Origin of the sequence: Streptomyces sp. NPDC049597, assembly GCF_040675505.1 — a bacterium.
GTDB lineage: Bacteria > Actinomycetota > Actinomycetes > Streptomycetales > Streptomycetaceae > Streptomyces.
This window is the reverse complement of the sequence record NZ_JBFAOY010000037.1, coordinates 15,422-41,137: the sequence shown is the minus strand read 5'-3', so window position 1 is coordinate 41,137 and position 25,716 is coordinate 15,422. Positions and strand designations below refer to the sequence as shown.

Below are 25,716 nucleotides of genomic sequence, written 5' to 3'. Positions count from 1 at the left end.
CCGCGCCCGGCGCATCCGTCCACGCAGCGCATCGGCTGCGAGAAGGGGGCTGGGCGGCTCCGTGAGGGCAGAGACCACCTCGTCCCCCTGCTCGCGTGCGGCACCCCGACCCCAGCCGTACCGTGGGACCGGCACTGTCCGTCACGATGCCGGGAGCGAGCGATGGCCGGGGAGATCTCCTTCTTCGAACTGGGCGTGGGCGACTCGGAGCGGGCCCGGACCTTCTACGGCGGCCTGTTCGGCTGGAGCTTCGAGGCCGGTACGACGGAGGGCGGCGGGTACGCCATTCGCACGGGCGGCGTCCCCGGCGGCGTGCACGGCCAGGATCCGGGCGCGAGCCCGTACGTGTTCTTCCGGGTCGACGACATGCGGGCGGCGGTCGCCCGGGTCCGGGAACTCGGCGGGACGGCCGAGGACGCCGACCCGAGCGGCGACGAGGAGTCCGTCGCGCGCTTCGGCCGCTTCCAGCTCTGCCAGGACGACCAGGGCTCCCCCTTCGGACTCCACCAGCCACCGGCGGCGTCCGGCTGAACCCACGCGCGGATCAGCCCACGCGGCGGTAGCGGCGTTCCGGGCGCCCCGTGCCCCCGTAACGCAGCGTCACCTCGGCGCGGCCCGTCTCCGCGAAGTACTCCAGGTAGCGGCGGGCGCTCACGCGGGACAGCGAACCCGCCTCGGCGCACTCCGAGGCCGACAGGTCGCCCGGGTGATCGCGCAGGATGCGTTCGACCAGCTCCGCCGTGTGCGCGGCGAGCCCCTTCGGCAGCTCGCGCGAGCCCGGCGGGCGGGTGCCGAAGATCTGGTCCACGTCCTCCTGACGCGCCTCGTCCAGCCGCTCCAGCCGGGAACGCAACGACGCCACGTGCCGCAGCTGCTCCTGGAGCGCCGCTTGGTTGAACGGCTTGATCAGGTAGTGCAGCGCCCCCGCCCGCAGCGCGGACCGCACCACCGCCGCGTCCCGCGCGGCCGTGATGAACAGCGCGTCCGCGCTCACCCGGTCCGGGTCGCCCGCCTCGGCCGCCCGCAGTTCGCGCAGCACACGGATCCCGTCCATGTCGGGCAGATACACGTCGAGCAGCACGAGATCGGGCCGCAGCCGCTCCGCGGCGCGCAGCGCCTCCGCACCGCTGTGGGCCACGCCGACGACCGTGAACCCCTCCGTCGCGGACACATAGCGGCTGTGCAGCTTGGCGACCATGAAGTCGTCGTCCACCACCAGCACCTTGGTCACGCCGACACGCTAGGCCGCGACCACAAGGACCACAACGTCCGTTGATTCCGGAAGAGAGACAGCTTCTTAACACGAAGGCAACATGTGGGCCACCTCACAGCTCCCACTCACCGCTCATGAGAGGCCCTCCCGTGCGATTGCGCACCTCCATCGCCCTGCTCGGGGCCGCGCTGCTGGTGTTCGCCGTGCCCCCGCTGCTCTCGACGGACGGCGGCACCGACACCGGCACGCAGATCCCCGGCCTGCGTTTCATGGTCCCCAACACCCCCGGCGGCGGCTACGACATCACCGCCCGCACCGCCGCCAAGAACGCCGAGGACGCCGGGCTCACCCACGGCATCGAGGTCTTCAACCTCCCCGGAGCCGGCGGCACCGTCGGGCTCACCCGCCTCGCCGGCGAGCACGGCAACGGCAAGCTCGCCATGTCCATGGGGCTCGGCGTCGTCGGCGCCGTGCACACCAACAAGGCGCCCAAGACCCTCGCCGACACCACACCGATCGCCCGGCTCACCGAGGAGCAGGACATCGTCGTGGTCGCCAAGGACTCCCCGTACAAGACGATCGGCGAGCTGCTGGACGCCTGGCGGAAGAACCCGGGCAAGCTGGCCGTCGGCGGCGGCTCCTCGCCCGGCGGCCCCGACCACCTCGCGCCCATGCTGATGGCCCGGGCCGCCGGCATTGAGCCCAAGTCCGTCAACTACGTCCCCTTCGACGGCGGCGGCGAACTGCTCGCCTCGATCCTCGGCAACAAGGTCGCCTTCGGCGTCTCCGGCGTCGGCGAGTACCTCGACCAGATCAAGTCGGGCGAGCTGCGGCTGCTGGCCGTCACCGGTCCGATGCGCGTCCCCGGGCTCGACGCCCCCACCCTGCGCGAGGCCGGCCTCGACACCGACTTCACCAACTGGCGCGGCATCGTCGCACCGCCCGGACTGAGCGACGCGGAGCGCGACAAGCTCATCCGGCTCGTCACCGAGCTGCACAAGTCGAAGCAGTGGCAGGAATCGCTGAAGAAGAACGGCTGGGACGACGCCTTCCTCACCGGCGATCTCTTCGGCGACTTCCTCGAGGAGCAGGACGACGAGGTCGACTCCGTGCTGAAGGAGCTGGGACTGTGAGCGACACCGTCACCACCCCTGTCACCGAGGCACGCCGCTCCTGGCTGCGCGAGCACTCCGAGCTCGGTGTGAGCCTGCTGCTCCTCGTCATCGGCGTCCTCGTCCTCACCGACGCGCTGACCATGGACGTCGACATCGCCCAGCGCGGCCCCGTGGGGCCGAGGACCGTCCCCGTCGTCGTCGGCTGCGGCCTGCTGGTCGTCGCCGTCCTCCTCGCGGTGGACGTCCTGCGCGGCGGCCGCGGCGAGGCCGAGGGCGGCGAGGACATCGACCTGAGCGAGCCGAGCGACTGGCGCACGGTCCTGCTCCTCGGCGGCGTCTTCCTCGCCTTCGCCGCACTGATCGGCCCGCTCGGTTTCCCCGTCGCCGGGGCGCTGCTCTTCTGGGGCTCCGCCTTCGCGCTCGGCAGCAGGCACCACGACCGTGACCCGCTCATCGCGGCGGTCCTGTCCGTGGTCACCTACTTCGTGTTCAACAACCTGCTCGGCGTCCCGCTGCCCGGCGGCCCGCTGATGGGAGTGCTCTGATGGATTCCCTGAACTCCCTTCTCGACGGCTTCGGCACCGCGCTGACCCCCGTCAACCTGCTCTGGGCCGCGATCGGCGTGCTGCTCGGCACCGCGATCGGCGTCCTGCCCGGCATCGGCCCGGCGATGGCGGTGGCGCTCCTGCTGCCGGTGACGTACGGCCTGGAGCCGACCGGCGCGTTCATCATGTTCGCCGGCATCTACTACGGCGCGATGTTCGGCGGTTCGACCACCTCCATCCTGCTCAACACCCCCGGCGAGAGCGCGGCCGTCGTCGCCGCGCTGGAGGGCAACCCGATGGCGAAGGCCGGGCGGGGCGCCCAGGCGCTCGCCGCCGCCGCCGTCGGCCACTTCACCGGCGGCATGATCGGCACGATCCTGCTCGTCGCGCTCGCCCCGACCGTCGCGGACCTCGCCGTGGACATCGGCGCGCCCGACTACTTCGCCATCATGGTGCTGGCCTTCATCGCCGTCACCTCGGTCCTCGGCTCCTCCCGCATCCGCGGACTGGCCTCCCTGCTGATCGGCCTCACCATCGGCCTCGTCGGTCTCGACCAGATGACCGGTCAGCAGCGCCTCACCTTCGGCTCGCTCCAACTCGCGGACGGCATCGACGTCGTCATCGTCGCCGTCGGCCTCTTCGCGATCGGCGAGGCCCTGTGGGTCGCCGCCCACCTGCGCCGCACGACGGGCGAGCCCATCCCCGTCGGCCGCCCGTGGCTCGCCGGGTCCGACGTGAAGCGCACCTGGAAGGCATGGCTGCGCGGGCCGGTCATCGGCTTCCCGTTCGGCGCGATCCCGGCCGGCGGCGCGGAGATCCCCACCTTCCTGTCCTACGTGACCGAGAAGCGACTGTCCCGGCACAAGGACGAGTTCGGCCGCGGCGCCATCGAGGGCGTCGCCGGACCCGAGTCGGCGGCCTCCGCGTCGGCCGCGGGCACGCTCGTGTCGATGCTGACGCTGGGTCTGCCCACGACCGCCGTCGCCGCCGTGATGCTGGCCGCCTTCCAGCAGTACGGCATCCAGCCCGGACCGCTGCTCTTCGAGCGCGAGCCCGACCTGGTGTGGGGTCTGATCGCCTCCCTCTTCGTCGGCATGGTGCTGCTGCTCGCGCTCAACCTGCCGCTCGCGCCGGTCTGGGCGAAGCTGCTGCGCATCCCGCGGCCGTACCTCTACGCGGGCATCCTGTTCTTCGCCGCGGTCGGCGCCTACGCCGTCGGCGGCGAGGCCCTGGACCTGGTGATCCTGCTCGTCATCGGCCTCATCGGGTTCGGGATGCGCCGCTACGGGCTGCCCGTGCTGCCCGCGGTCATCGGCGTCATCCTGGGCCCGGCCGCCGAACAGCAGCTGCGCCGCGCCCTGCAGATCAGTGACGGCAGCGTCACGGGACTGGTCAACACCCCCTTCTCCGTGGCCGTGTACGCGGTGATCGTGATCCTGCTGGCGTGGCCGCTGCTGAAGAAGGTGATCGTCCGCCGCCGTACCGTGTCGGCATGACAGACGACATCCTCCCCGCAGTGCCCGGCGACGTTCCTCGGGTGAAGGCCGTGACCGACGCGGCCTACCACCACTACATCGAGCGGATCGGTCTCGTACCGGCGCCGATGGAGGCCGACCACGCGGCCGACGTGGCGGCGGGAAGGGTGTTCGTGACCGGGGATCCGGTGGTCGGCCTCGTGGTCCTGCGGGACCGAGGCCGACCACCTCTGTCTGGACAACATCGCCGTCCACCCCGACGCCCAGGGGACGGGCCTCGGCCGCCGCCTGCTGGCCTTCGTGGAATCGCGCGCACGGGAACTCGGCCTGCCCGAGGTCCGGCTGCTGACCAACGCGAAGATGTGGGAGAAGCCAGAGGATGTACGAGCACTACGGCTACGAGATGGTCGAGCGCCGCGTCGACGGGCCGTACGACCGCTTCCACTACCGCAAGCCGCTGACCTGAACCGGAGGCCGCCCGGGGCCGGTTGTCAGTGGTGGCTGCGACGATCGGACCATGACGACGATCGACTGGAACGCCCTGGCGGTCACGTTCGACCAGGACCCCGACCACGGCCTCACGGAGCCCTCAGTCCGCAGCGCATGGGCCGGGCGGCTGGGGCAGTGGCTGCCGCCCCACCCGTCCGACGTGCTCGACCTCGGCTGCGGCACGGGCAGTCTGTCCCTCCTCGCCACCGAACAGGGCCACCGGGTGACCGGCGTGGACCTCTCGCCCGGCATGGTCGCCCGGGCCCGGGCCAAGCTCGCCGGCACGGGCGCCGAGATCCTCGAGGGCCCCGCGGAGCAGCCCCCGGTAGGCGGGCGCCGGTTCGACGTCGTCCTCGCCCGGCACGTCGTCTGGCTGCTGTCCGATCCCGAGGCCGTCCTGCGCCACTGGGCCTCGCTGCTGCGCCCGGGCGGCCGGCTCGTCCTCGTCGAAGGCGTCTGGAGCGGCGACGGGCTGCCGGCCGAGCGGCTGACCGAGGCACTCGCCCCGCTGGCCGAGCGGATCCACCACGAGAACCTGTCGCAGGACCCGGCCCTGTGGGGCAAGGCCGTCGACGACGAGCGCTACGCGCTGGTGGCCTGCACGGCCGCGCCCCGCCGGCACACCGAGGTGATCGACGTGCACCTGGTGCTGCGCCGCGGGGACGAGGTGCTGCTCGCCCGCCGCGCGAACACGGGCTACGGCGACGGCTTGTGGAACGGGCCGTCGGGCCACGTCGAGGACGGCGAGGACGTGCGCGCGGCGATGGTGCGCGAGGCGGCCGAGGAGATCGGCGTGGAGCTGGCGCCGGGCGATCTGCGGGCCGCCCTGGTCATGCAGCACCGCGGCCCGGGCGGGCAGCCGCGCACCGGCTGGTTCTTCGAGGCGGACCACGAGGCGGCCGGTGAGCCGTACAACCGCGAGCCGGACAAGTGCTCCGAGATCGCCTGGCACCGGCTGGACGCCCTGCCCGGCGACATGGTCGCCTACTGCCGGGCAGGGCTGGAGGCCTATCGCGCCGGGGAGAGATTCGTCGTCCACTGGCACGAGGACGGTGACTCCATCGCGTACGACGCGGACGGGCCGGACCGGGCGGTGGTGCTTCCGGTCAGCCGAGGAGGTCGCTGAAGGAGCCGCTGCGGGCGAGGAGTTCGAGCTCGTCGAGAGCGCGCACGGCCTCGTCCGCCGCCTGCGGGTCCCGGTCGGCGAGGCCGCTCCCGGCGAACTCGTCCTCGTCGAGGCGCAGGACCGTCAGCCCGTCCGCGGACACCCACAGGTCCAGGTCCAGGTCCTCGACGACCACTTCGCCGCCGGTGGCCACGGCGGGCCGGGTGATGTCGCAGTACCAGCCCTTGAGCACACCCGCGCCCGTGCGGACCTCCTTCACCGCGTACCACCGGTCGCGCCAGTAGTGCTCGGTGAACACATCACCCGGCTCGAACCGCACGAAGCCGAAGTCACGGACCCCCGGGGCGGCCCAGGGAGCGCGCACCACCAGATGCGTGCCGTCGTCGAAGAGCGGCTCCGCCGGGTAACGGATCTTGGTGACCCCGGCCTTGACCAGGCGGACCTCAGCCGAGAGCACGGACATGCCGGACCTCCGAGGCGCAGATCTCGTACCCGAACCACCGGTTGACCGCCAGCATGGGTCCGTTGTCGGCGTCGTTGCTCGTGAACGCGTCCGTGAAACCGGCCTCCCTGGCCCGGCGCAGCGAATCCGTCTTGGCGAGCTTCGCGAAGCCCCTGCCCCGGTGGGCACGCATCGTGCCCGTCATGCCGCTCAGGTAGCGGGTCTCGCGATCGGTCATGGCCGCGGTGAACGCGGCGATCTCGCCGTCCACGACGACGACCGTGGACAGGTCGCGGTCGAGCAGCGGGTTCTCCCAGGTGTGGCGGATCCAGTCGTCGTAGTCGGTGAAGTCCGCACCGACGTCGCTCGGCTCGTCCGACGTCGCCTCGGCGTCCGCGTGGAACACGGGGCGCGGGTCGTCCTCGTAGTCGGCGGCCGTCCGCAGCTCGACCCCGGCCGGCAGCGACGGCAGCTCCGGCAGCGTCCCGGCCGCCAGGCCGAGGCGCAGGAAGTGCGCCGCGCGGCTGGGACGGAAGCCGCGCCTCTCGGCGAACGCCCGGCACGCGGGGGTGTCCTCGACCCAGGAGAACAGGGAGCGAGCGCCTTCGCCGGCGAGATGCTCCTCGGCCGTGCGCAGCAGCAGCCCTCCCGCGCCCCGCCCCCGGTGCTCGGGGTGGACGACCGGGTTGGCGTACGCGAGTCCGGGCTCGGAAGCGTCGTAGGCGATGCCGACGTGCGACATGCCGATGACGACGCCGTCCCGCTCGGCCACCAGCAGGCGGTGCTTCTTGGCCGGGTTGGCGGTGCGCACGCCGAAGAGGACCGACTCGGGGGTGGTCACGTCGAAGGGCAGCACCGCACGCCGGATCCGGGTCACGGCCTCGGCGTCCTCCGCGCAGCCGGAACGGAGATCTCTGACGATGACAGTCATGGGGCCGAAGCTACGTGCCGCCGTGCCGCGGCGCCTCCCAATATCGGTGCGGTGGGGGACAATCGCGCCGTGACCTTGAACATCACCATCGACCTGGAAGGCGCCGACGCACCGTACGAGCAGGTGCGCGCCCAGATCTCCGAGCGGGCCCGCTCGGGCGAGCTGCCGGTGGGCTACCGGCTGCCGACCGTCCGCGGCCTGGCCGAGGAACTGGGCCTCGCGGCCAACACCGTGGCCAAGGCGTACCGGGCACTCGAGAGCGACGGCGTGATCGAGACCCGCGGCCGCAACGGCACGTTCGTGGCGGCGGCGGGTGACGCGGCGGCCCGCCAGGCCGCCGCGGCGGCGGCGACGTTCGCAGCGGAGGTGCGCCGCCTCGGCCTGACGCACGAGGCGGCGCTGGCCGCCGCGCGCGAGGGCCTGCGCGCGGCGTACGATCGGACGGAGTGACTTTCCCCCACCCCGCCCCTTCCCGTAACCGGGGGCTGGGCCCCGGACCCTCCCCCTACGGCCTGGCGGTTCGGGGACCCCAGCGCCTCAATCGCCGGCGGGGCGGGATTTCACGCAGCGAAATCAGCCCGTCCGGCCATTGAGGACACCGCGCGAAGCGCGGTACGGGATCCGGAGCTTGCCCCGGTACGGGAAGGGGCGGGGTGGGGAAAGGCTCCGCGCAGCGGCGCCCCGGCCCCCACCGCTCTCAGAGGTACAGCCCCGCGTCCGCCCCCGCCGACTGCGACGGCACCGACGCCGGAGACGTCCCGCGGCGCAGCGCGAACAGCTCCGCCAGCGTCGCGCCCTCGCGTCCCACGCCCTCCTCCGTGCCGAGCCAGGACACCGCCTCGCCGCGTGTGAGCGGGCCCACCTCGATGCGGGCCAGGCAGCGGCCCGGGCGGACGACGGCCGGATGGAGGCGCTCCAGGTCCTCGTTGGTCGTGACGCCGACCAGGACGTTGCGGCCCTGGCCGAGCAGACCGTCCGTCAGGTTGAGCAGGCGCGACAGCGCCTGGCCCGCCGTGTGCCGCGCCTCCCCGCGGATCAGCTCGTCGCAGTCCTCCAGCAGGAGCAGCCGCCAGCGGCCCTTCGCCGTGCCCTCGTCCTCGCCGATGGCGATGTCCATCAGGTAGCCGACGTCGTTGAACAGCCGCTCCGGATCCAGCACGCAGTCCACCTGGCACCAGTCGCGCCACGAGCGGGCCAGGGTGCGCAGCGCCGACGTCTTGCCCGTGCCGGGCGGGCCGTGGAGCAGCAGCAGCCGGCCGGCGATGTCGTCCGGGGTGACCTTCATCAGCCGGTCCATCGCGTCGGCCACCGGGGCGGTGTAGTTGGGCCGGATCTCCTCCCACGTGCCGGCGGAGATCTGACGGGTCGTGCGGTGCGGACCGCGCCGCGGTGAGACGTACCAGAAGCCCATGGTCACGTTCTCCGGCTGCGGTTCGGGTTCGTCGGCCGCGCCGTCCGTCGCCTCGTCGAGCACCTTCTGGGCCAGCTCGGACGTCACGGCGGTGACCGTGACGTCCGCGCCCCGGTTCCAGCGAGAGATGAGCAGCGTCCAGCCCTCGCCCTCGGCGAGCGTGGCGCTGCGGTCGTCGTCACGGGCCGACCGCAGCACGGAGGCCGAGGGCGGCAGCAGCGTCGCGCCGGGCTTGACGCGGTCGATCGTCGAACTGTGCGAGTACGGCTGCTCACCCGCCGCGAAGCGGCCGAGGAACAGCGCGTCGACGACGTCCGACGGCGAATCGCTGTCGTCGACGTTGAGCCGGATCGGCAGGGCGTCATACGGGTTGGCAGGCATACGGCCCATGATCCGGCACGGTCCCGGGCGCCGCACCGTGTTTTGACCGGTGCGGCGTCACGTCGTGTCCCGGCGGACACGGCCCACGGCCCGCCGAGCCGGAGCAGCCGGTCTCGGCCAGCTTTTCGCGACTGTCGCGGCGTTCGGGCGGAATATTCCCTATCACTTGCTCCTGTCCTCTTTCGGCCGATGACCCGTCAGTAACATCTTTGGCATGGACACTTCCGGTCAACTGGCTTCGCTGCTACGAAAGTTGAGGCAGAGATCCTGCTCAAGGGAGGTTCCATGAAACTGTCCCGTGTCGCGGCACTCTCATCCTCACTCCTCCTCGGCGCTGTTCTCGCTCTCACCGGAGCGGGCCCGGCGCAGGCCGATTCCACCGTCCAGGCAGTGGACTACGTGGCACTCGGCGACTCCTACTCCTCCGGTGTGGGAGCGGGCAGTTACGACAGCTCCAGCGGCAACTGCAAGCGGAGCACCCGCGCCTATCCCAGACTCTGGGCCGGGAGCAACGCGCCCTCGTCGTTCGCGTTCACCGCCTGCTCGGGCGCGCGCACCGGTGATGTGACCGCCGGTCAGCTCGGGCCGCTGAGTTCGGCGACCGACCTCGTCTCCATCACGGTCGGCGGCAACGACGCGGGCTTCTCCGATGTGATGACCACCTGCGTCCTGAGCTCCGACGCCGAGTGCCTCGCCCGGATCGAGCAGGCCAAGCGCTATGTCGACACGACCCTGCCCGGCAAACTCGACCAGGTGTACTCGGCGATCCGGGCCAAGGCGCCCGCGGCCCGGGTCGTCGTCCTCGGCTATCCGCGCTTCTACAAGCTCAACGGCAGCTGCTCGGCCGGAATGAGCGAGACGAAGCGGTCCGCCATCAACGGGGCGGCCGACTACCTCAACGCGGCGACCGCCAAGCGTGCGGCCGACCACGGATACACCTTCGGCAGTGTCGTCGGCACGTTCACCGGGCACGAGATCTGCTCGGGAGACGCCTGGCTGCACAGCGTCAACTGGTTCAACATGAGCGAGTCGTACCACCCGACGGCGTCCGGACAGTCCGGCGGCTATCTGCCTGTCTTCGCCTCACAGGCCTGATCCGGGAACCGCCGGCGCGCCGGACCGGACGCCGTTCCCTCCCGCAGACCTGTACGGGTGCGGGCCCTGCCCGGCCGTCCCGGCGGCAGGGCGGGGCCCGCCGCTTCACCCGCTCAGCACCGCCCAGAGCAGGGCCGCGAGCGCCAGCAGGAGCAGGACCACACCTGCCGTCAGCACCGTCACGGCACGGCGCGGTTCGCCGGCGGAAGGCGACGGGCTCGCGGACGGCCCTGTGCCGCCTGCGTGCGTGTCGCGTTCGGCATCGCCCCGGCCTTGCGGGGGCCGCGACGGCGGCGCTGCGCTCGCACGCGGGGCTCCGCCCGCGCTCGCCAGCCGCAGCCGGTGCTCGGCCTCGGGCGCCGGCATCCGCTCCGCCGGGTCCCGCCGCATCAGCCCCGAGATGACCGGTGCCAGTGCGCCCGCCCGCTCCGAGGGCCGGACCTCCTCGTCCGCGCCGGGGGAGCGGCCCTCGACCGCCGTGTAGAGCAGGGCGCCGAGCGACCACAGATCGGCGTCGGCGCCCGGCTCGGCATCCGGTGCGCTCTCCGGCGCCAGGCCGAAACCGGTCAGCATCACGCGGCCGTCGTTGCCGACGAGGACGTTGGCCGCCCTCACGTCGTGGTGCGCCACACCCGCCGCGTGCGCGGCGCGCAGGGCGGCGACGGCCTCCGCGCCGATGTGCGCGGCGCGTGCGGGCGGCAGCGGCCCCTCCGCCTCCAGTACGTCCGACAGGGCGAGGCCGCGCACGAGTTCCATCACGATCCAGGGGCGGCCGTCGTCGGTGACCACGTCGTGGACGGCGACCACATTGCGGTGCGAGACGCGGCCCGCGGCCCGCGCCGCCCGCTCCAGCCGTCCGTACAGCCGGCGAGCCGCTGTGGCGTCGAGACCGGCCGGTGCGCGGACCTCCTTGACCGCGACCTCGCGGCCCAGCAGTTCGTCGCGGGCCAGCCACGCCACGCCCGTACGGCCCTGGCCGAGCGGCCCGATCAGGCGGTAGCGCTCCGCAATCAGCCGCTCGGTTCCCGATGGTCCGCTCATGCCATGCCCCCTGTCCGCGACCGGAGCCGCAACATGGTGGAAACCCCGCGAATCCAACTCAATTCATCGAGCACGGACATGGTTTGATCATCCGTCAGTTGCCGGGCCTGCCGCGATGACTGCCACGGCCGCCCAACTCGCCCTGGAATCACATGCATTCGGAGAGTAACCGTCAACCTCCGTATGAGTGTGGTGAATCATGCAGGCGGGATACACGGGTGTCCCGCCGGGGAGATAGGGTTAATGTGCCCGGGCCGGGTGTCTCGTACGGGTGGGGAGTGACATGGATCAGATAACAGTTCGCAGCAGGCCCCGTGTGCCTGCCATCACCTGCGGAAGCGTCGCGACCAGTTCGCGTCTCGACCGCCACCTCGCGGTGCTCGGCGGCCCTGCCGTCCCGCAGGGCGAGGCCGCCGAGGCGACCCTGCTGATGCGCGAGCTGACCTCTCGCGACGTGCGGCACGGGCGCGGGAGCAAGAGCGCGCGCGTCTCGCTGTTCGCCCCGCTGCGGCGACTGCGGCGCTCCCTGTTCGGCAGCCGCGGCTGACCGACCCCGCCCGACTCCCTTCCTCGCGCGACCGCTCAGGCGACCACACCGTCCCGGCGTAGCGCCGCCGCGGCCTCATCCGTCATCCCCAGGGCCCGCAGCAGCGCGTCGGTGTGCTCGCCGAGCGAGGGAATCGCCCCCATCCGCGCCGGGGCCCCGCCCGGCAGCGTGATCGGGGGCAGCAGTGCCCGCAGCGGCCCGACCGGCGAGTCGACCTCACGCCACCGGTCACGGGCGGCCAGCTGCGGGTGTGCGGCCACGTCCGTCACGCTGTTCAGGCGCGCACAGGCGATGCCCGCGGCCTCCAGCCGGTCGATCGCGTCCTGCGTCGTCATCCCCACCAGGGCCTTGGCCACAACGGCGTCCGTACGTGCCCGGTTCCCGGTGCGCGCGGTGTTCGTGGCGAAGTCCGGGTCGTCCGCCAACTCCGGCCGCGCCAGCACCTGTCCGGCCAGCCGACGCCATTCGCGGTCGTTCTGCACCGACAGGAGCACCTGGCCGCCGTCGGCGGTGGCGTACGCGTCGTAAGGGGCGATGACGGCGTGCGCCACACCTGTGCGCGCCGGGGCCGCACCTCCGTGCATCCCGTGGTGGAGCGGGTGACCCATCCACTCGGCCAGCGACTCCAGCATCGAGATCTCGACCGGTCCGCCACGGCCCGTCGTACCGCGCCGCAGCAGCGCCGCCAGCACGCCCGAGAAGGCGTACATCGCGGCGGCGATGTCGGCCGCCGGGACGCCCGCCTTCACCGGCTCGGTCGCCGTGCCCGTCACCGAGACCAGACCGGCCTCGCACTGCACGAGCATGTCGTACGCGCGCTTGTGGGCGTACGGGCCGCCCGAGCCGTAGCCCGAGATGTCGACGGCGATCAGCCGCGGATGCCGCGCGCACAGGGCCGCGGCGTCCAGGCCGAGCCGGGCCGCCGCGCCCTGCGCGAGGTTCTGCACGAACACGTCGGCGTCGGCGACGAGCCGGTGCACGATGTCCAGTCCGCGCGGGTCCTTGAGGTCGACGGCGATGGACTCCTTGCCGCGGTTGCACCAGACGAAGTGCGAGGCGAGCCCGCGGGCCGCGGTGTCGTAGCCGCGCGCGAAGTCACCGCCGTCCGGGCGCTCTACCTTGATCACGCGGGCGCCGAGGTCGGCGAGCTGGCGCGTGGCGAACGGCGCGGAGACGGCCTGCTCGACGGCGACGACCGTGATGCCGTCCAGGGGCAGTGGCTGTTGGCTCATAGGCCGTGTCTAATGTGTATCCGCCATCTTGTCACCCCTGGAGATCATGAAAACGCCGGGCGGACTTGGCCACGGCGTCCCCTTGACGCCGGGCGCGCTGCGAACGCTGCGCTTCGGGGGGCGCTGCCCCCGAGCTCCTGCGCCTCAGTCACCGACGCGGCTGGAGGTGTCCGGCCGGGGGGTGGGTTCCTGCCGGACGTGGCGTCGTGGCCGCACGCCCTCGTCGGGGCTCCGCCCCGAACCCCGCGCCTCGATCGTCGGCGGGGCTGAAGGTGAACCCCGGGAGTCAAGCGCGGCGGGGCTGAATGTGCCCCCCACGCTCCAGCCCGCCGGGAGGCGTTCTCGTGCCTGGCGACGGTGGGGTGCCTGGACAGGCGGATCTGCGGACCCGCGGACCCGCGACGGCCCCCGCAGCGCCGGGCCCGGGGCGGAGCCCCGGTAAGGGAAGGGGCGGGGTGGGGGACGTCACAGCAGGGCGAACTGGCCCTCCGGGCCCTCCTCCGCGTGGTCCAGGACCGACGCCGGGCGGCGCGCCGCCCCCGGCGGCGGCAGGACTCCCGCCGCCCGCAGCTCCGCCGCCCCGATCCGGGCGCCCAGCCCCAACCGCTGACGCTCCGGCTCCAGTTCCACCAGCAGCCCCAGCACCGTGATCAGTTCCAGGAGCTCGGACGTCCACTCCTGCGGCCAGGACGCCGGCCGCACCGCCTCCAAGGAGCCCGGCTCCCCGCCGGCCCTGCGCTGTGCGAACCACTGCTCCAGCACCCGCACGCCGCCCACCTCGAACTCCCAGGCCCCGCGCGGCACCGGCGCGACGCGGCCGCCGTCGCCGATGGTCAGCGTCTCCTCGTCGGCGTCGTACGCGAGCGCGTCCGGCCGCGCCGGCAGGGCCGCCCGCACATACGGGCGCCGGCCGCCCGGCAGCCTCGGGCGCTCCCCGCCGTGCGCGCCCCGCAGCTGGATCCGCATCGCCCGTCGGCCCAGCTCCACGCCCGCCGCCCACACGGAGGCGTCGGCGGTCAGCGGGACCGCGCACCCCGCGGGGGAGGCGACGGCTGCCGCCAGGGTCCAGCAGACCAGGTCCTCGGCAGTCACCCCGTGCCCGTACCGGTCCGCGAGGAGGTCCAGCAGCCCCGGCGAGACGTTCGGCTCCCGCCCGCCCGGCCTGCGGTACAGGGGACGGATCCGGCCCGGGCGGCCCGCCGGTGAGCGCCCGTCCGGCAGCAGCGCCGTCACGACGAGCGCGGGCCCCGCGGCCTTGGGCACGTGGCCGTGCTCGACGACGAAGAGCTGCCGTTCGTCCCGCACCCGCCACAACTCCGGCCGGGCCGCGTCGATCAGCCGGTGGTCCGGTATCAGCCACTGCTCGTCGAACGCGCCGTGCAGCACGCGCACGGGCTCCGGGCAGCGGCCCCGCTCGCGGGCGATCCGCCCCGTCCCGGTCGCCTGCCCCGGCAGCTGCGCGACCGCGCTGTGCGGCGTACGCGCCCGGGTGGGCCCGAACAGGGCTTCCCGCTCGGCGCCGTCGGCCCGTACGAGCGCGTCCCAGCGGGCCCGCAGGGACGTGGCGTCCGGCGCCATCACCCAGCCACGGCCCAGCCGCAGCGGCGCCACGGACCAGGGCATGAGGTCGTCGAGCAGCGGCGCGTCCTCGGTCACGTCCTCGGTGAGAGCAGTCACCGTCCGCATGCTAATGAAGCCGCTCAGTCCGCGGCATCCACGGTCACCGAGAAGGAGAAGCGGTCGCCGCGGTAGCGGATGCGGGCCACGTCGACGACCCGGCCGTCCTCGTCGTACGTCACCCCGGTGTAGTGCAGGATCGGGCTGAGCAGCGGCACTCGCAGCAGCTGCGCCGTCTGCGGGTCGGCCAGCCGCGCCTCCACCGTGTCCGTGATCCGGCTGATCCGGACGCCCAGCACGTCCCGCAGGACCTTCGTCATCGGCCAGCGCTCCAGGTCGGCGCACTCCACGCGTCCCGCGAACTCGGGGCGCAGCGCGTTCTCCGCCCAGTTCGTGGGCTCGCCGCTGTCGCCGTCGCAGCGCAGCCGCCGGAAGACCACGACCTCGTCCTCGTCGGGGAAGAACTCGGCCAGTTCGCCCGGGACCGGCTGCGGTCCGTGGCCGAGGACCGTGGTGTGCTCACCCGACTGCTGGGCCACGATCGCGTCGATCGAGCCCAGCAGCCGCCTCGGCGCGCTCCTGCGGGCCCCCGGCTCGATGAAGGTGCCCCGCCTGCGGTGGCGGGAGATCAGCCCCTCCTCCTCCAGCTCCTTCAGCGCCTGCCGCATGGTGAGCACGCTCACCCCGTAGTGCTGGGCGAGTTGTTCCTCGGTGGGCAGCCGCAGCGACGCCTCGGGCGCACGGCCCAGTATCGAGGCGCGCAGCGACTGCGAGACCTGGTACCACAGCGGCAGCTTGCGGTTCAGGACGAGCGAGTCCGGGGCGAAGGAGGTCACGGCGTCTCCCTACACGGCATCTCTTACTGGGGCCGGAAGTGGCGCTCAAGACCCTGCCACACGGTGTCGTAGCCCTTCTGCAGGTGGTCGGCGTTCGCCGCCTGCTCGGTCGCGATCACCGGCCAGCGGGTCTCGAACATGAAGGCGAGGCCGTTGTCGACCTTCTGCGGCTTCAGCTCGACGGAGCTCGCCCGGTCGAAGGTCTCCCGGTCGGGGCCGTGCGCCGACATCATGTTGTGCAGCGAGCCGCCGCCGGGGACGAAGCCTTCGGCCTTCGCGTCGTACGCGCCCTCGATCAGGCCCATGTACTCGCTCATCACATTGCGGTGGAAGTACGGCGGGCGGAACGTGTCCTCGCCCACCAGCCAGCGGGGCGCGAAGACCACGAAGTCCACGCCGGCGAGGCCGGGGGTGTCGGACGGCGAGGTCAGGACGGTGAAGATGGACGGGTCGGGGTGGTCGTACGAGATCGTGCCGATGACGTTGAAGCGGCGCAGGTCGTAGACGTACGGGACGTGGTTGCCGTGCCAGGCGACGACGTCGAGCGGCGAGTGGTCGTACGTCGCGGTCCACAGGTTCCCGCAGAACTTGTTGACCACCTCGACGGGGCGCTCGACCTCCTCGTAGGCGGCGGCCGGCGCGAGGAAGTCGCGGGGGTGCGCGAGGCCGTTGGCACCGATCGGGCCGAGGTCGGGCAGCTGGAACGGCTGCCCGTAGTTCTCGCAGACGTAGCCGCGGGCGCTCTCGTCGAGCAGCTCCACGCGAAAGCGGACGCCGCGGGGGATCAGCGCGATCTCGCCGGGCCGCGCGGGCAGCAGGCCGAACTCGGTCACCAGCAGCAGGCCGCCGCGCTCGGGGACGATGAGCAGCTCGCCGTCCGCGTCGCTGAACACCCGCTCCATGGGAGCGTTGGCGTGGTACAGGTGCACGGCCATGCCGGTGCGCTGGGTCACGTCGCCGTTGCCGCCGAGTGTCCACAGGCCCGCGAGCCAGTCCGTGCCGGGCGCGGGGTCCGGCAGCGGGTTCCACCGCAGGCGGTTGGGGTCGGGGACCGTCTCGGTGAACGGGGCTGTCCGGATGCGGCCGTTGTCGGCGCGGACGAACGCCGGGTGCATGGCCGAGGGGCGGATGCGGTACAGCCAGGAGCGGCGGTTGTGGGCGCGGGGCTCGGTGAAGGCGCTGCCGCTGAGCTGTTCCGCGTAGAGGCCGAGCGGGGCGCGCTGCGGTGAGTTCCGCCCGTGGGGGAGGGCGCCGGGGACCGCCTCCGAGCTGTGCTCGTTGCCGAAGCCGGACAGGAACGACTCGTCGCCGAGCCCCTCCACAAGTTTGCGCGTCTCGTCGATACCGCTCATCGCCCGCTCCCGGTGCCGAGGGATTCCGTTCCCGAACTCATTCCTATGGACAACCGTAGGATTGCAGGACCCTCCCGTCAACGGCAACGGGACGGCATCATGGACGGCGTGTCGCAGCCACCTCTGCGCCGTGCGCCCGTGCAGCGGCGCAGTGCCGACCGCCTCGCGCGCATCCTGGACGCCTGCGCCGAACTCCTCGACACCTGCGGCTACGAGGAGTTGTCCACGCGCGACGTGGCGGTGCGGGCCGGTGTCCCGATCGGCTCCGTCTACCGCTTCTTCGGCAACAAGCGGGCGCTCGTGGGGGCGCTCGGGCACCGCAACCTCGACCGGTACGCCGAGCGGGTCGCCGGGCGCCTCGTCCCGCTGCCGGCGGGGGACTGGCGCGGCGTCCTCGACGTCATGCTCGACGAGTACCTGGCGATGAAGCGGACGGTCCCCGGGTTCGCCCTGATCGACTTCGGTGCGCAGGTCCCGGTCGGCGGCCCGGCCGCCGGCCCCAACGAGGAGGTCGCCGACCGGCTCGTCCGTCTGCTCGCGGCGCATCAGGGGCGCGAGCCGGACGCGGGGCTGCGGCGCGCGGTCCTGGTCGCGGTCGAGGCGGCGGACGCCCTGCTCCAACTGGCCTTCCGTATGGGGGAGTCGGGGGACGAGGGCATCGTGGGGGAGACGCGGCGGCTGCTGCGCGCGTACCTCGCGGACGTGCTGGACGACGCCTGAGCGCGGAGCGTGAGGACGGCCGGTCCGGCTCCGGCGTCATCGTTCCGCGCCGGAGGTGTCCCTTCGTGTCATCTCGCCCCCGACGTGACAGCCCTTCCCGCCCATGCATACCGGTCGGTATGCTCGGCGGGCCAGCACCCGCCACCGTGCCGCCCGCCCCGGGGGAGGACCCGTGTCCCGCACCGCACCTGCCGCCCGTACCACCACGAACTCGCCGCCCGCCGCTCCGGGCGCCCGCACCGCACCGCGCATCTGCCCGTTGTGCGAGGCCACCTGCGGGCTCACCCTGACCATCGAGGGCACCCGGGTCACCGGTGCGCGCGGTGACCGGGACGACGTCTTCAGCGAGGGCTTCATCTGCCCCAAGGGCGCCTCGTTCGGCGAGCTCGACGTCGATCCCGACCGGCTGCGCACCCCGCTCGTGCGGGAGAAGGGCCGCTTGCGCGAGGCGAGCTGGGAGGAGGCGTTCGACCTGGTCGCCGCCCGCATGCGACCGCTGATCGAGCAGTACGGAGCCGACGCCGTCGGTGTCGTGCTCGGCAACCCCAACGTGCACACCATGGCCGGCGGCCTCTACCCGCCGCTCCTGCTGTCCACCCTGCGCACACGCAACGTCTTCAGCGCCTCCACCCTCGACCAGATGCCCAAGCACGTCTCCAGCGGACTGCTCTACGGCAGCGCCGTCGCCATCCCCGTCCCCGACCTGGACCGCACCGCCCACCTGCTCCTCCTCGGCGCCAACCCGCTCGAGTCCAACGGCAGCCTGTGCACCGCACCCGACTTCCCCGGCAAGCTGAGGGCGCTGCGCCGCCGAGGCGGCACGCTCACCGTCGTCGACCCGCGCCGCACCCGCACCGCCCGGCTCGCCGACCGGCACGTCGCGATCCGCCCAGGCACCGACGCGCTCCTGCTCGCCGCCCTCGCCCACGTCCTGTTCAAGGAGAAGCTGACCGACCTCGGCGCCCTCGCCGGGCACGTGGAGCAGCTCGACGACGTCGAGGCGGCGGTGCGGGACTTCACCCCGGAAGCCGTGGCCGCCGCCTGCGACATGGACGCCGAGGAGATCCGTACGATCGCCCGCGAGCTCGCGGCCGCGCCGTCCGCCGCCGTCTACGGGCGCATCGGGAGCTGCACCGTGGAGCACGGCACGCTCGCGAGCTGGCTCGTCGACGTCCTCAACATCCTCACCGGCAACCTGGACCGGCCCGGCGGCGCGCTCTTCCCCCTCGCCGCCACCGACAAGGCCCCGCGCCCGGCCGGCCCCGGCAAGGGCTTCGCTCTCGGCCGCTGGTCGAGCCGTGTCGGCGGACACCCGGAGGCCAAGGGCGAGCTTCCCATCGCCGCACTCGCCGAGGAGATCGAGACACCCGGCGACGGGCGGATCCGCGCCCTCGTCGCGATCGCCGCCAACCCGGTGCTCTCCGCCCCCGACGGCGACCGCCTCGACGCGGCGCTGAGCGGCCTGGACTTCATGGTCAGCGTCGACCCGTACCTGAACGAGACGTCACGCCACGCCGACGTGGTACTGCCGCCGCCGCCCCCGTCCCAGAGCGCCCACTTCGACTTCGCCTTCAACGCCCTCGCCGTGCGCAACCAGGTCCGCTACACACCCGCCGCCGTCCCCCTGGAGGACGGGCTGATGGACGAGTGCGAGATCCACGCCCGGCTGATCCTCGCCGTCGGCGGCATGCACGGCGCCGAGCCGTCCGCCGTCGACGACATGGTCGTCCAGGGCACCCTCGCCAAGGCCGTCGCCGACCCCCACTCACCCGTGCACGGCCAGGATCCGGCGGAGATCGCCGCCGAACTCACCGGCGGCAGCGGAGCCGAGCGCCGACTGGACCTGATGCTGCGCCTCGGCCCGTACGAGCTCACCCTCGCCAAGCTCCTGGAGAACCCGCACGGCATCGACCTCGGGCCCCTCCAGCCGCGCGTCCAGCAGGTGCTCAAGACCCGCAGCGGGCGCATCGAGCTGCTGCCCGCGCCGATCGCCGCCGACCTGCCGAGGCTCCGCAGCGCCCTCGACCGGCGTCCCGACGGGCTCGTCCTGGTCGGCCGCCGCCATCTGCGCTCCAACAACAGCTGGCTGCACAACGTGCCGGCACTGGGCGGCGGCACCAACCGCTGCACCCTGCACGTCCACCCCGACGACGCGGCCCGCCTCGGCCTCGCGGACGGCGCGACGGCCACGGTCACCGCGGACGGCGGGCGGGTGGAGGCACCCGTGGAGATCACCGCCGACGTCCGCCCGGGTGTCGTGAGCCTGCCGCACGGCTGGGGTCACGACCGGCCGGGCACCCGGCTCTCGGTGGCCTCCGCCCGTCCCGGCGTCAACGTCAACCAGCTCCTCGACGGCTCCCGGCTGGACCCCCTGTCGGGCACGGCCGTGCTCAACGGCTTCCCCGTCGAGGTCGCACCCATGGACTGACCTGGGCTTTTGCTCGTATTGCTCACGTGTCAACACCTTGTTAACGGCGATTGACGACACCTAACGTCATCCGAACCGCCGCCCCGGTGGAGTTCAAGGATGAACGTTAGGTGTCCCCATGCTGACAATCCTCGGCTTCGCCATGATCGCGACTTTCCTGGTCCTGATCATGATGAAGAAGATGTCGCCGATAGCGGCGCTGGTCCTCATCCCCGCACTTTTCTGCGTCATCGTCGGAAAGGGTGCGCACCTCGGGGACTACGTCCTCGAGGGCGTCGGCAATCTCGCGCCCACGGCCGCGATGCTGATGTTCGCAATCGTCTACTTCGGCGTCATGATCGACGTCGGCCTGTTCGACCCGATCGTCCGAGGCATCCTGCGCTTCTGCAAGGCCGACCCGCTGCGCATCGTGATCGGTACGGCTCTGCTGGCCGCCATCGTCTCGCTGGACGGTGACGGCTCGACGACCTTCATGATCACGGTCTCCGCGATGTACCCGCTCTACAAGCGCCTCAAGATGAGCCTGGTCGTCCTGACCGGTATCGCCGCGACCGCCAACGGCGTCATGAACACGCTGCCCTGGGGCGGCCCGACCGCCCGTGCGGCGACCGCGCTCAAACTGGACGCGGGCGACATATTCGTCCCGATGATCCCGGCCCTCGGCGTCGGCCTCCTGTTCGTGATGGTCCTCGCGTACGTCCTCGGCCGTCGCGAGCGCAAGCGCCTCGGCTACCTCTCCCTGGACGAGGTCCTGGAGCCGGACACCGAGACCGTGCTGGTGAAGACGGGCGGCGGCGACCCGGCGAAGCCGGCCGCGGGCCGTGGCTCCGGTGCGGGCGCATCGGACGCCGGCGGCGACTCGCCCGCCGGCAAGGACGCCGCCGAGGACGACGACGAGGGCCTCCAGGGCCTCGACCCGCACCGCGCCACCCTGCGCCCGAAGCTCTACTGGTTCAACGCCGGGCTCACCGTCGCGCTCCTCGCCGCCATGATCATGGAGCTGCTGCCCATCCCGGTCCTCTTCCTGCTCGGTGCGGCCCTCGCCCTCACGGTCAACTTCCCCCGGATGTCCGACCAGAAGGCCCGGATCGCCGCCCACGCCGACAACGTCCTCAACGTCGCCGGCATGGTCTTCGCCGCCGCCGTCTTCACCGGCGTCCTCACGGGCACCGGCATGGTCGAGCACATGGCCGACTGGCTCGTCGGCGCGATCCCCGAGGGCATGGGCCCGCACATGGCCGTCGTCACCGGTCTGCTGAGCCTCCCGCTCACGTACTTCATGTCCAACGACGGCTTCTACTTCGGCGTCCTGCCCGTCCTCGCCGAGGCCGGCGCCGCCCACGGCGTCTCCCCGCTGGAGATCGCCCGCGCCTCGCTCGTCGGCCAGGCCCTGCACATGTCGAGCCCGCTGGTGCCCGCCGTGTACGTCCTCGTCGGCATGGCCAAGGTCGAGTTCGGCGACCACACCCGCTTCACCGTCAAGTGGGCCGCGCTCACCTCGCTGGTGGTCCTCGGCGCCGGAATCCTCTTCGGAATCATCTGACGTGACGGATTCCCGGAGCTGGCTGCTGCGCCTCGTCATCGCGTTCTCGTTCGCCCAGGGCGCGGTGTCGATGGCGCGGCCCGCCGTCTCCTACCGCGCCCTGTCGCTGGGCGCGGACGAGCGCGCCATCGGCGTCATCGCCGGTGTCTACGCGCTGCTTCCCCTGTTCGCCGCCGTACCGCTGGGGCGCAGGACGGACCACGGGCGGTGCGCGCCCCTGCTGCCCGTCGGCGTCGTCCTGATCTCCGGCGGATGCGCCCTCGGCGGTACCGCGGGCTCCCTCACGGCGATGGCCGCCTGGAGCGGCGTCATGGGGCTCGGCCACCTGTGCTTCGTCATCGGCGCCCAGTCCATCGTCGCCCGGCAGTCCGCACCCGCCGAACAGGACCGCAACTTCGGCCACTTCACCATCGGCGCCTCGCTCGGCCAGCTCGTCGGGCCGGTCGCCGCCGGTGCCGTGATCGGCGGCGACCTGGCCCGTACGAGCGGATACGCGCTGCTCGTCGCGGCGGCGGTGGCCGCCGCGTCCCTCGCCTCGCTGTGGCGCATCGAGCACCGCACCCCGCCACGGCCGCGCGCCGATCGCGCGACGGTGCCCGTGCACAGCATCCTGCGCACCCGCGGCGTACCCGCCGGGATCTTCATCAGCCTCGCGGTGCTCTCGGCGACCGACATCCTCACGGCGTACCTCCCGGTGATCGGCGAGCACCGGGGCATCGCGCCCGCCGTCGTCGGTGTGCTGCTCAGCCTGCGGGCCGCGGCCACCATCGCCTGCCGGCTGGTGATGACCCCGATGATCCGGCTCATGGGCCGCAGGGGTCTGCTGACCACGACCTGCCTGGTCGGCGGGTTGCTGTGCGGCGGCATCGCGCTGCCCACGCCCCTGTGGGCGCTCGCCGCGATGCTGATCCTGCTGGGGTTCTGCCTCGGTGCCGGCCAGCCGCTGTCGATGTCGACGGTGGTGCAGGCGGCACCTGCCGACGCGCGGTCGACGGCGCTCGCCCTGCGCCTGACCGGCAACCGCCTCGGCCAGGTGGCCGCGCCCGCGGGCGCCGGCCTGGTCGCCGGGCTCTCCGGCGCCGCCACGCCGTTCGTCCTGACCGGGGCACTGCTGGTGCTGTCGTCGGCGGCGGCCCTCCGCCGCCCCCGCCCCGCGGGCCCCCCGGAGCCCGCATCGAAGCCCGGTACTCGCCCCGTGCACCCGGCCGAACACGGGAACCGGCAGCCATAGCCGCCCTGTCCGCCGGCACCCCGGACACCGCGCTCACGTCACGAGGCCGCGGCCGCGTGGCCGGGGGCCTTTCTCTGCCTCCTTCTTACCGGCGAGCGCTCTTGGACTGCCGGGGAAGATGTGACGCGGACATCGCCCGGTTGCCTCTGGCGCGCGAAAACTAACATCGCTAGTTTGGGGCGCGGACACGACCGTGAAGCGTGGAGGAGAGCGATGAAGGCGCACGACGGCATGTACATCGGCGGCCAGTGGCGGCCGGCGGCCACCACCGACACCATCGCCGTGGTCAACCCCGCGGACGAGCAGGTCATCGCCCATGTGCCGGCCGGTACCGCCGAGGACGTCGACGCCGCCGTGCGCGCGGCCCGCGCCGCGTTCCCGGCCTGGGCGGCCACCCCGCCCGCCGAGCGCGCCGCCCTGCTCACGGCCCTGCGCGACGAGTTGGCACGCCGCCAGGACCTGATCGCCGCCACCGTCACCGCCGAGCTCGGCGCCCCGCCCGCGCTCGCCCAGGCCGTGCACACCGGCATGCCGCTGCTGGTCGCCGGCTCGTACGCCGAACTCGCCGCCGACTACTCCTTCGAGGAGACGATCGGCAACTCCACCGTCCTCATGGAGCCCGCCGGCGTCGTCGCCGCGATCACGCCGTGGAACTATCCGCTGCACCAGGTCGTCGCCAAGGCCGCCCCCGCGCTCGCCGCCGGATGCACCGTCGTCCTCAAGCCGGCCGAGGACACCCCGCTGACCGCACAGCTCTTCGCCGAGGCCGTCCACGACGCGGGCGTACCCGCCGGAGTGTTCAACCTCGTCACCGGCCTCGGGCCGGTCGCGGGCCAGGCCCTCGCCACACACGAGGACGTCGACCTCGTGTCCTTCACCGGCTCGACGGCCGTGGGCAGGCGGATCGGCGCGAGCGCGGGCGCCGCGGTCAAGCGCGTCGCCCTGGAGCTCGGCGGCAAGTCCGCCAACGTCATCCTGCCGAGCGCCGACCTCGCCAAGGCCGTGAACGTCGGCATCGCCAACGTGATGTCCAACTCCGGCCAGACGTGCAGCGCATGGACCCGGATGCTCGTGCACAAGGACCGGTACGACGAGGCCGTCGCGCTGGCCGCCTCCGCGGTCGCCACGTACGTTCCCGGTGAACGGGTGGGCCCACTCGTCAACGCCCAGCAGCAGCAGCGGGTCCGCGGCTACATCGAGAAGGGCATCGCCGAGGGCGCGCGAATCGTCGCCGGCGGCCCGGACGCGCCGCTGGAGACCGGCTACTACGTCAGCCCGACCGTCTTCGCCGACGTCACCCCCGGCATGACCATCGCCCAGGAGGAGATCTTCGGTCCGGTCGTCTCGATCCTCAAGTACGAGGACGAGGACGACGCGCTCGCCATCGCGAACGGCACCGTCTACGGTCTGGCCGGCGCCGTCTGGGCGGGGGACGAGGCCGAGGCGGTCGCGTTCGCCCGCCGCATGGACACCGGGCAGGTCGACATCAACGGCGGCAGGTTCAACCCCCGTGCTCCCTTCGGCGGTTACAAGCAGTCCGGGGTCGGCCGCGAACTCGGCCCGCACGGCCTCGCCGAGTACCTCCAGACCAAGTCCCTCCAGTTCTGAGCCGGGAGACACCATCGTGGTCCGCGCCGCAGTCCTGCCCGCCGTAGGCTCCCCCCTGGAGATCGCCGAGATCTCGCTGCCCGAGCCCGCCCCCGGCCAGGTCCGGGTCCGCCTCGCCGCCGCCGGGGTGTGCCACTCCGACCTGTCCCTGTCCAACGGCACCATGCGCGTGCCCGTCCCGGCCGTCCTCGGCCACGAGGGCGCCGGCACCGTCGTCTCTGTCGGCGAGGGCGTCACCCACGTCGCACCCGGCGACGGCGTCGTCCTCAACTGGGCGCCGTCCTGCGGCAGCTGCCACGCCTGCTCGATCGGGGAGATCTGGCTGTGCGCCGACGCCTTGACCGGCGCGGGGCGGGTCCACGCCGTCACCGCGGACGGCACCGAACTGCATCCCGGGCTGAACGTGGCCGCGTTCGCCGAGGAGACCGTCGTCGCCGCGAACTGCGTGCTCCCCGCGCCCGAGGGCGTGTCCCTGACCGACGCGGCGCTCCTCGGCTGCGCCGTGCTCACCGGGTACGGGGCCGTCCACCACTCCGCCCGCGTACGCGAGGGCGAGTCGGTCGTCGTCCACGGCGTGGGCGGGGTGGGCCTCGCCACGCTCCAGGCGGCCCGGATCGCCGGCGCGGCCACGGTCATCGCGGTCGACGTCTCGCCCGAGAAGGAGGAACTGGCCCGCCGGGCGGGCGCCACGGAGTACGTGGTCGCGTCCGACACCACGGCGAAGGAGGTACGCCGGCTGACCGGGGGGCGGGGCGCGGACGTCGCGATCGAGTGCGTCGGCCGCGCGACCACGATCCGCACGGCCTGGGACTCGACCCGCCGCGGCGGCCGCACCACGGTCGTCGGCATCGGCGGCAAGGACCAGCAGGTCACCTTCAACGCCCTGGAGATCTTCCACTGGGGCCGGACGCTGTCGGGCTGCGTCTACGGCAACTGCGACCCGGAGCGCGACCTCCCGGTCCTCGCGTCCCACATCCGCGGGGGCGGCCTCGACCTGGGCGTGCTCGTGACGGACCGCATCGGCCTGGAGGACATCCCGTCGGCGTTCACGGCGATGCGCGAGGGCCGCGGGGGGCGGTCGCTGGTGGTGTTCTGACCTTCCCGCACCACGCCCCTCCCCGTACCCGGGGCGAGCCCCGGCCTCGACAGCCCAGCGCCCTGCCGAGCGCGGGTTCCGCACCCTGCCGCCCGTTGGGGGCTTCGGCCCGCCCTGGTTCAGGACGGGTTCTTCGCCCTGCCGCCGCAGGCTCCGGAGCCTGCGGCGGCAGGGCGAACATCGGTCCGGACGTCCAGGCTTGCGCCGTCGCGCACCGGCTGGGGTTGCACCGCGCCGGTGTG

Annotated in this window: 23 protein-coding genes and 1 pseudogene; 15 read left to right on the top strand and 9 right to left on the bottom strand. The window is 72.9% G+C overall.

The genetic code is table 11. The features are described 5' to 3' along the window. The first annotated feature begins 162 nt into the window (after positions 1-162). Positions 163-531 (top strand): VOC family protein, encoded by a 369-nt coding sequence (locus AB0K02_RS29535; protein WP_365995622.1) that lies wholly within the window; start codon positions 163-165, stop codon positions 529-531. 13 nt (positions 532-544) lie between these two features. Here the strand turns inward: AB0K02_RS29535 and AB0K02_RS29530 are convergent, their stop codons facing one another. Beyond that, complete coding sequence (locus AB0K02_RS29530) at positions 545-1,231, bottom strand: response regulator (RefSeq protein ID WP_365995621.1); 687 nt, start codon at positions 1,229-1,231, stop codon at positions 545-547. 131 nt (positions 1,232-1,362) lie between these two features. Between AB0K02_RS29530 and AB0K02_RS29525 the strand changes: the two genes are divergently transcribed. From AB0K02_RS29525 to AB0K02_RS29505, 5 genes and pseudogenes are all read left to right on the top strand, one after another. Then, the gene (locus AB0K02_RS29525; protein WP_365995620.1) at positions 1,363-2,346 is read left to right on the top strand and encodes a tripartite tricarboxylate transporter substrate binding protein; all 984 of its coding nucleotides are present in this window, start codon (positions 1,363-1,365) and stop codon (positions 2,344-2,346) included. Next, positions 2,343-2,873, top strand: coding sequence for a tripartite tricarboxylate transporter TctB family protein (locus AB0K02_RS29520; protein WP_365995619.1), 531 nt, complete (start codon positions 2,343-2,345; stop codon positions 2,871-2,873). The genes AB0K02_RS29525 and AB0K02_RS29520 overlap by 4 nt, the downstream gene beginning before the upstream one ends. Further along, positions 2,873-4,369, top strand: coding sequence for a tripartite tricarboxylate transporter permease (locus AB0K02_RS29515; RefSeq protein WP_365995618.1), 1,497 nt, complete (start codon positions 2,873-2,875; stop codon positions 4,367-4,369). Before AB0K02_RS29520 ends, AB0K02_RS29515 begins: the two co-directional genes overlap by 1 nt. Then, a pseudogene (locus AB0K02_RS29510) lies at positions 4,366-4,814 on the top strand (GNAT family N-acetyltransferase). Before AB0K02_RS29515 ends, AB0K02_RS29510 begins: the two are co-directional and overlap by 4 nt. 51 nt (positions 4,815-4,865) lie before the next feature. Then, positions 4,866-5,963 carry a methyltransferase domain-containing protein gene (locus tag AB0K02_RS29505; protein WP_365995617.1) on the top strand — a complete coding sequence of 366 codons (1,098 nt, stop codon included), beginning with the start codon at positions 4,866-4,868 and terminating at the stop codon, positions 5,961-5,963. Here the strand turns inward: AB0K02_RS29505 and AB0K02_RS29500 are convergent. Together AB0K02_RS29500 and AB0K02_RS29495 are read right to left on the bottom strand one after the other, a co-directional pair. Beyond that, entirely contained in the window at positions 5,944-6,426 is a 483-nt protein-coding gene (locus AB0K02_RS29500; protein ID WP_365995616.1) for a DUF402 domain-containing protein, read from the bottom strand. The genes AB0K02_RS29505 and AB0K02_RS29500 overlap by 20 nt on opposite strands. Further along, entirely contained in the window at positions 6,407-7,336 is a 930-nt protein-coding gene (locus tag AB0K02_RS29495; RefSeq protein WP_365995615.1) for a GNAT family N-acetyltransferase, read from the bottom strand. Before AB0K02_RS29495 ends, AB0K02_RS29500 begins: the two co-directional genes overlap by 20 nt. A 69-nt stretch (positions 7,337-7,405) precedes the next feature. On the opposite strand from AB0K02_RS29495, the gene AB0K02_RS29490 reads away from it, so the two are divergent. Beyond that, entirely contained in the window at positions 7,406-7,786 is a 381-nt protein-coding gene (locus AB0K02_RS29490) for a GntR family transcriptional regulator (RefSeq protein WP_365995614.1), read from the top strand. Between the two features lie 247 nt (positions 7,787-8,033). Here the strand turns inward: AB0K02_RS29490 and AB0K02_RS29485 are convergent, their stop codons facing one another. Beyond that, entirely contained in the window at positions 8,034-9,128 is a 1,095-nt protein-coding gene (locus tag AB0K02_RS29485; protein WP_365995613.1) for a DUF5925 domain-containing protein, read from the bottom strand. Between the two features lie 285 nt (positions 9,129-9,413). On the opposite strand from AB0K02_RS29485, the gene AB0K02_RS29480 reads away from it, so the two are divergent. Next, complete coding sequence (locus tag AB0K02_RS29480; RefSeq protein WP_365995612.1) at positions 9,414-10,223, top strand: SGNH/GDSL hydrolase family protein; 810 nt, start codon at positions 9,414-9,416, stop codon at positions 10,221-10,223. 105 nt (positions 10,224-10,328) lie between these two features. Here AB0K02_RS29480 and AB0K02_RS29475 read toward each other — a convergent pair whose 3' ends face one another. Continuing rightward, a complete protein-coding gene (locus AB0K02_RS29475) occupies positions 10,329-11,264 on the bottom strand; it encodes a serine/threonine-protein kinase (protein WP_365995611.1) in 936 nt (311 codons plus the stop codon). 283 nt (positions 11,265-11,547) lie between these two features. Here AB0K02_RS29475 and AB0K02_RS29470 point away from each other — a divergent pair, with 283 nt between their 5' ends. Further along, the gene (locus AB0K02_RS29470; RefSeq protein WP_365995610.1) at positions 11,548-11,811 is read left to right on the top strand and encodes a hypothetical protein; all 264 of its coding nucleotides are present in this window, start codon (positions 11,548-11,550) and stop codon (positions 11,809-11,811) included. A gap of 35 nt (positions 11,812-11,846) precedes the next feature. Here AB0K02_RS29470 and AB0K02_RS29465 read toward each other — a convergent pair whose 3' ends face one another. The 4 genes from AB0K02_RS29465 to hmgA form a co-directional block, all read right to left on the bottom strand. After that, a complete protein-coding gene (locus AB0K02_RS29465; protein WP_365995609.1) occupies positions 11,847-13,043 on the bottom strand; it encodes a CaiB/BaiF CoA-transferase family protein in 1,197 nt (398 codons plus the stop codon). A gap of 465 nt (positions 13,044-13,508) precedes the next feature. Further along, positions 13,509-14,729 carry a type ISP restriction/modification enzyme gene (locus tag AB0K02_RS29460; RefSeq protein WP_365995608.1) on the bottom strand — a complete coding sequence of 407 codons (1,221 nt, stop codon included), beginning with the start codon at positions 14,727-14,729 and terminating at the stop codon, positions 13,509-13,511. 14 nt (positions 14,730-14,743) lie between these two features. Next, on the bottom strand, positions 14,744-15,496 hold the full coding sequence (locus AB0K02_RS29455; protein WP_365995607.1) for a GntR family transcriptional regulator: 753 nt from the start codon (positions 15,494-15,496) through the stop codon (positions 14,744-14,746). 23 nt (positions 15,497-15,519) lie between these two features. Then, positions 15,520-16,848: a homogentisate 1,2-dioxygenase gene (gene hmgA / locus AB0K02_RS29450; protein ID WP_365995606.1), complete on the bottom strand. Its 1,329-nt coding sequence runs from the start codon at positions 16,846-16,848 to the stop codon at positions 15,520-15,522. Between the two features lie 99 nt (positions 16,849-16,947). On the opposite strand from hmgA, the gene AB0K02_RS29445 reads away from it, so the two are divergent. From AB0K02_RS29445 to AB0K02_RS29420, 6 genes are all read left to right on the top strand, one after another. Further along, entirely contained in the window at positions 16,948-17,568 is a 621-nt protein-coding gene (locus AB0K02_RS29445; protein ID WP_365995605.1) for a TetR/AcrR family transcriptional regulator, read from the top strand. 250 nt (positions 17,569-17,818) lie between these two features. After that, positions 17,819-19,996, top strand: a complete 2,178-nt coding sequence (locus AB0K02_RS29440; protein ID WP_365995632.1) for a molybdopterin oxidoreductase family protein — start codon at positions 17,819-17,821, stop codon at positions 19,994-19,996. Between the two features lie 118 nt (positions 19,997-20,114). Beyond that, the gene (locus tag AB0K02_RS29435; protein ID WP_365995604.1) at positions 20,115-21,539 is read left to right on the top strand and encodes a citrate:proton symporter; all 1,425 of its coding nucleotides are present in this window, start codon (positions 20,115-20,117) and stop codon (positions 21,537-21,539) included. 1 nt (position 21,540) lies between these two features. Next, complete coding sequence (locus AB0K02_RS29430; protein WP_365995603.1) at positions 21,541-22,770, top strand: MFS transporter; 1,230 nt, start codon at positions 21,541-21,543, stop codon at positions 22,768-22,770. 213 nt (positions 22,771-22,983) lie between these two features. After that, positions 22,984-24,378, top strand: a complete 1,395-nt coding sequence (locus AB0K02_RS29425; RefSeq protein ID WP_365995602.1) for an aldehyde dehydrogenase family protein — start codon at positions 22,984-22,986, stop codon at positions 24,376-24,378. 16 nt (positions 24,379-24,394) lie between these two features. Continuing rightward, the gene (locus AB0K02_RS29420) at positions 24,395-25,474 is read left to right on the top strand and encodes a zinc-binding dehydrogenase (protein ID WP_365995601.1); all 1,080 of its coding nucleotides are present in this window, start codon (positions 24,395-24,397) and stop codon (positions 25,472-25,474) included. The last annotated feature ends 242 nt before the right edge of the window (positions 25,475-25,716 follow it).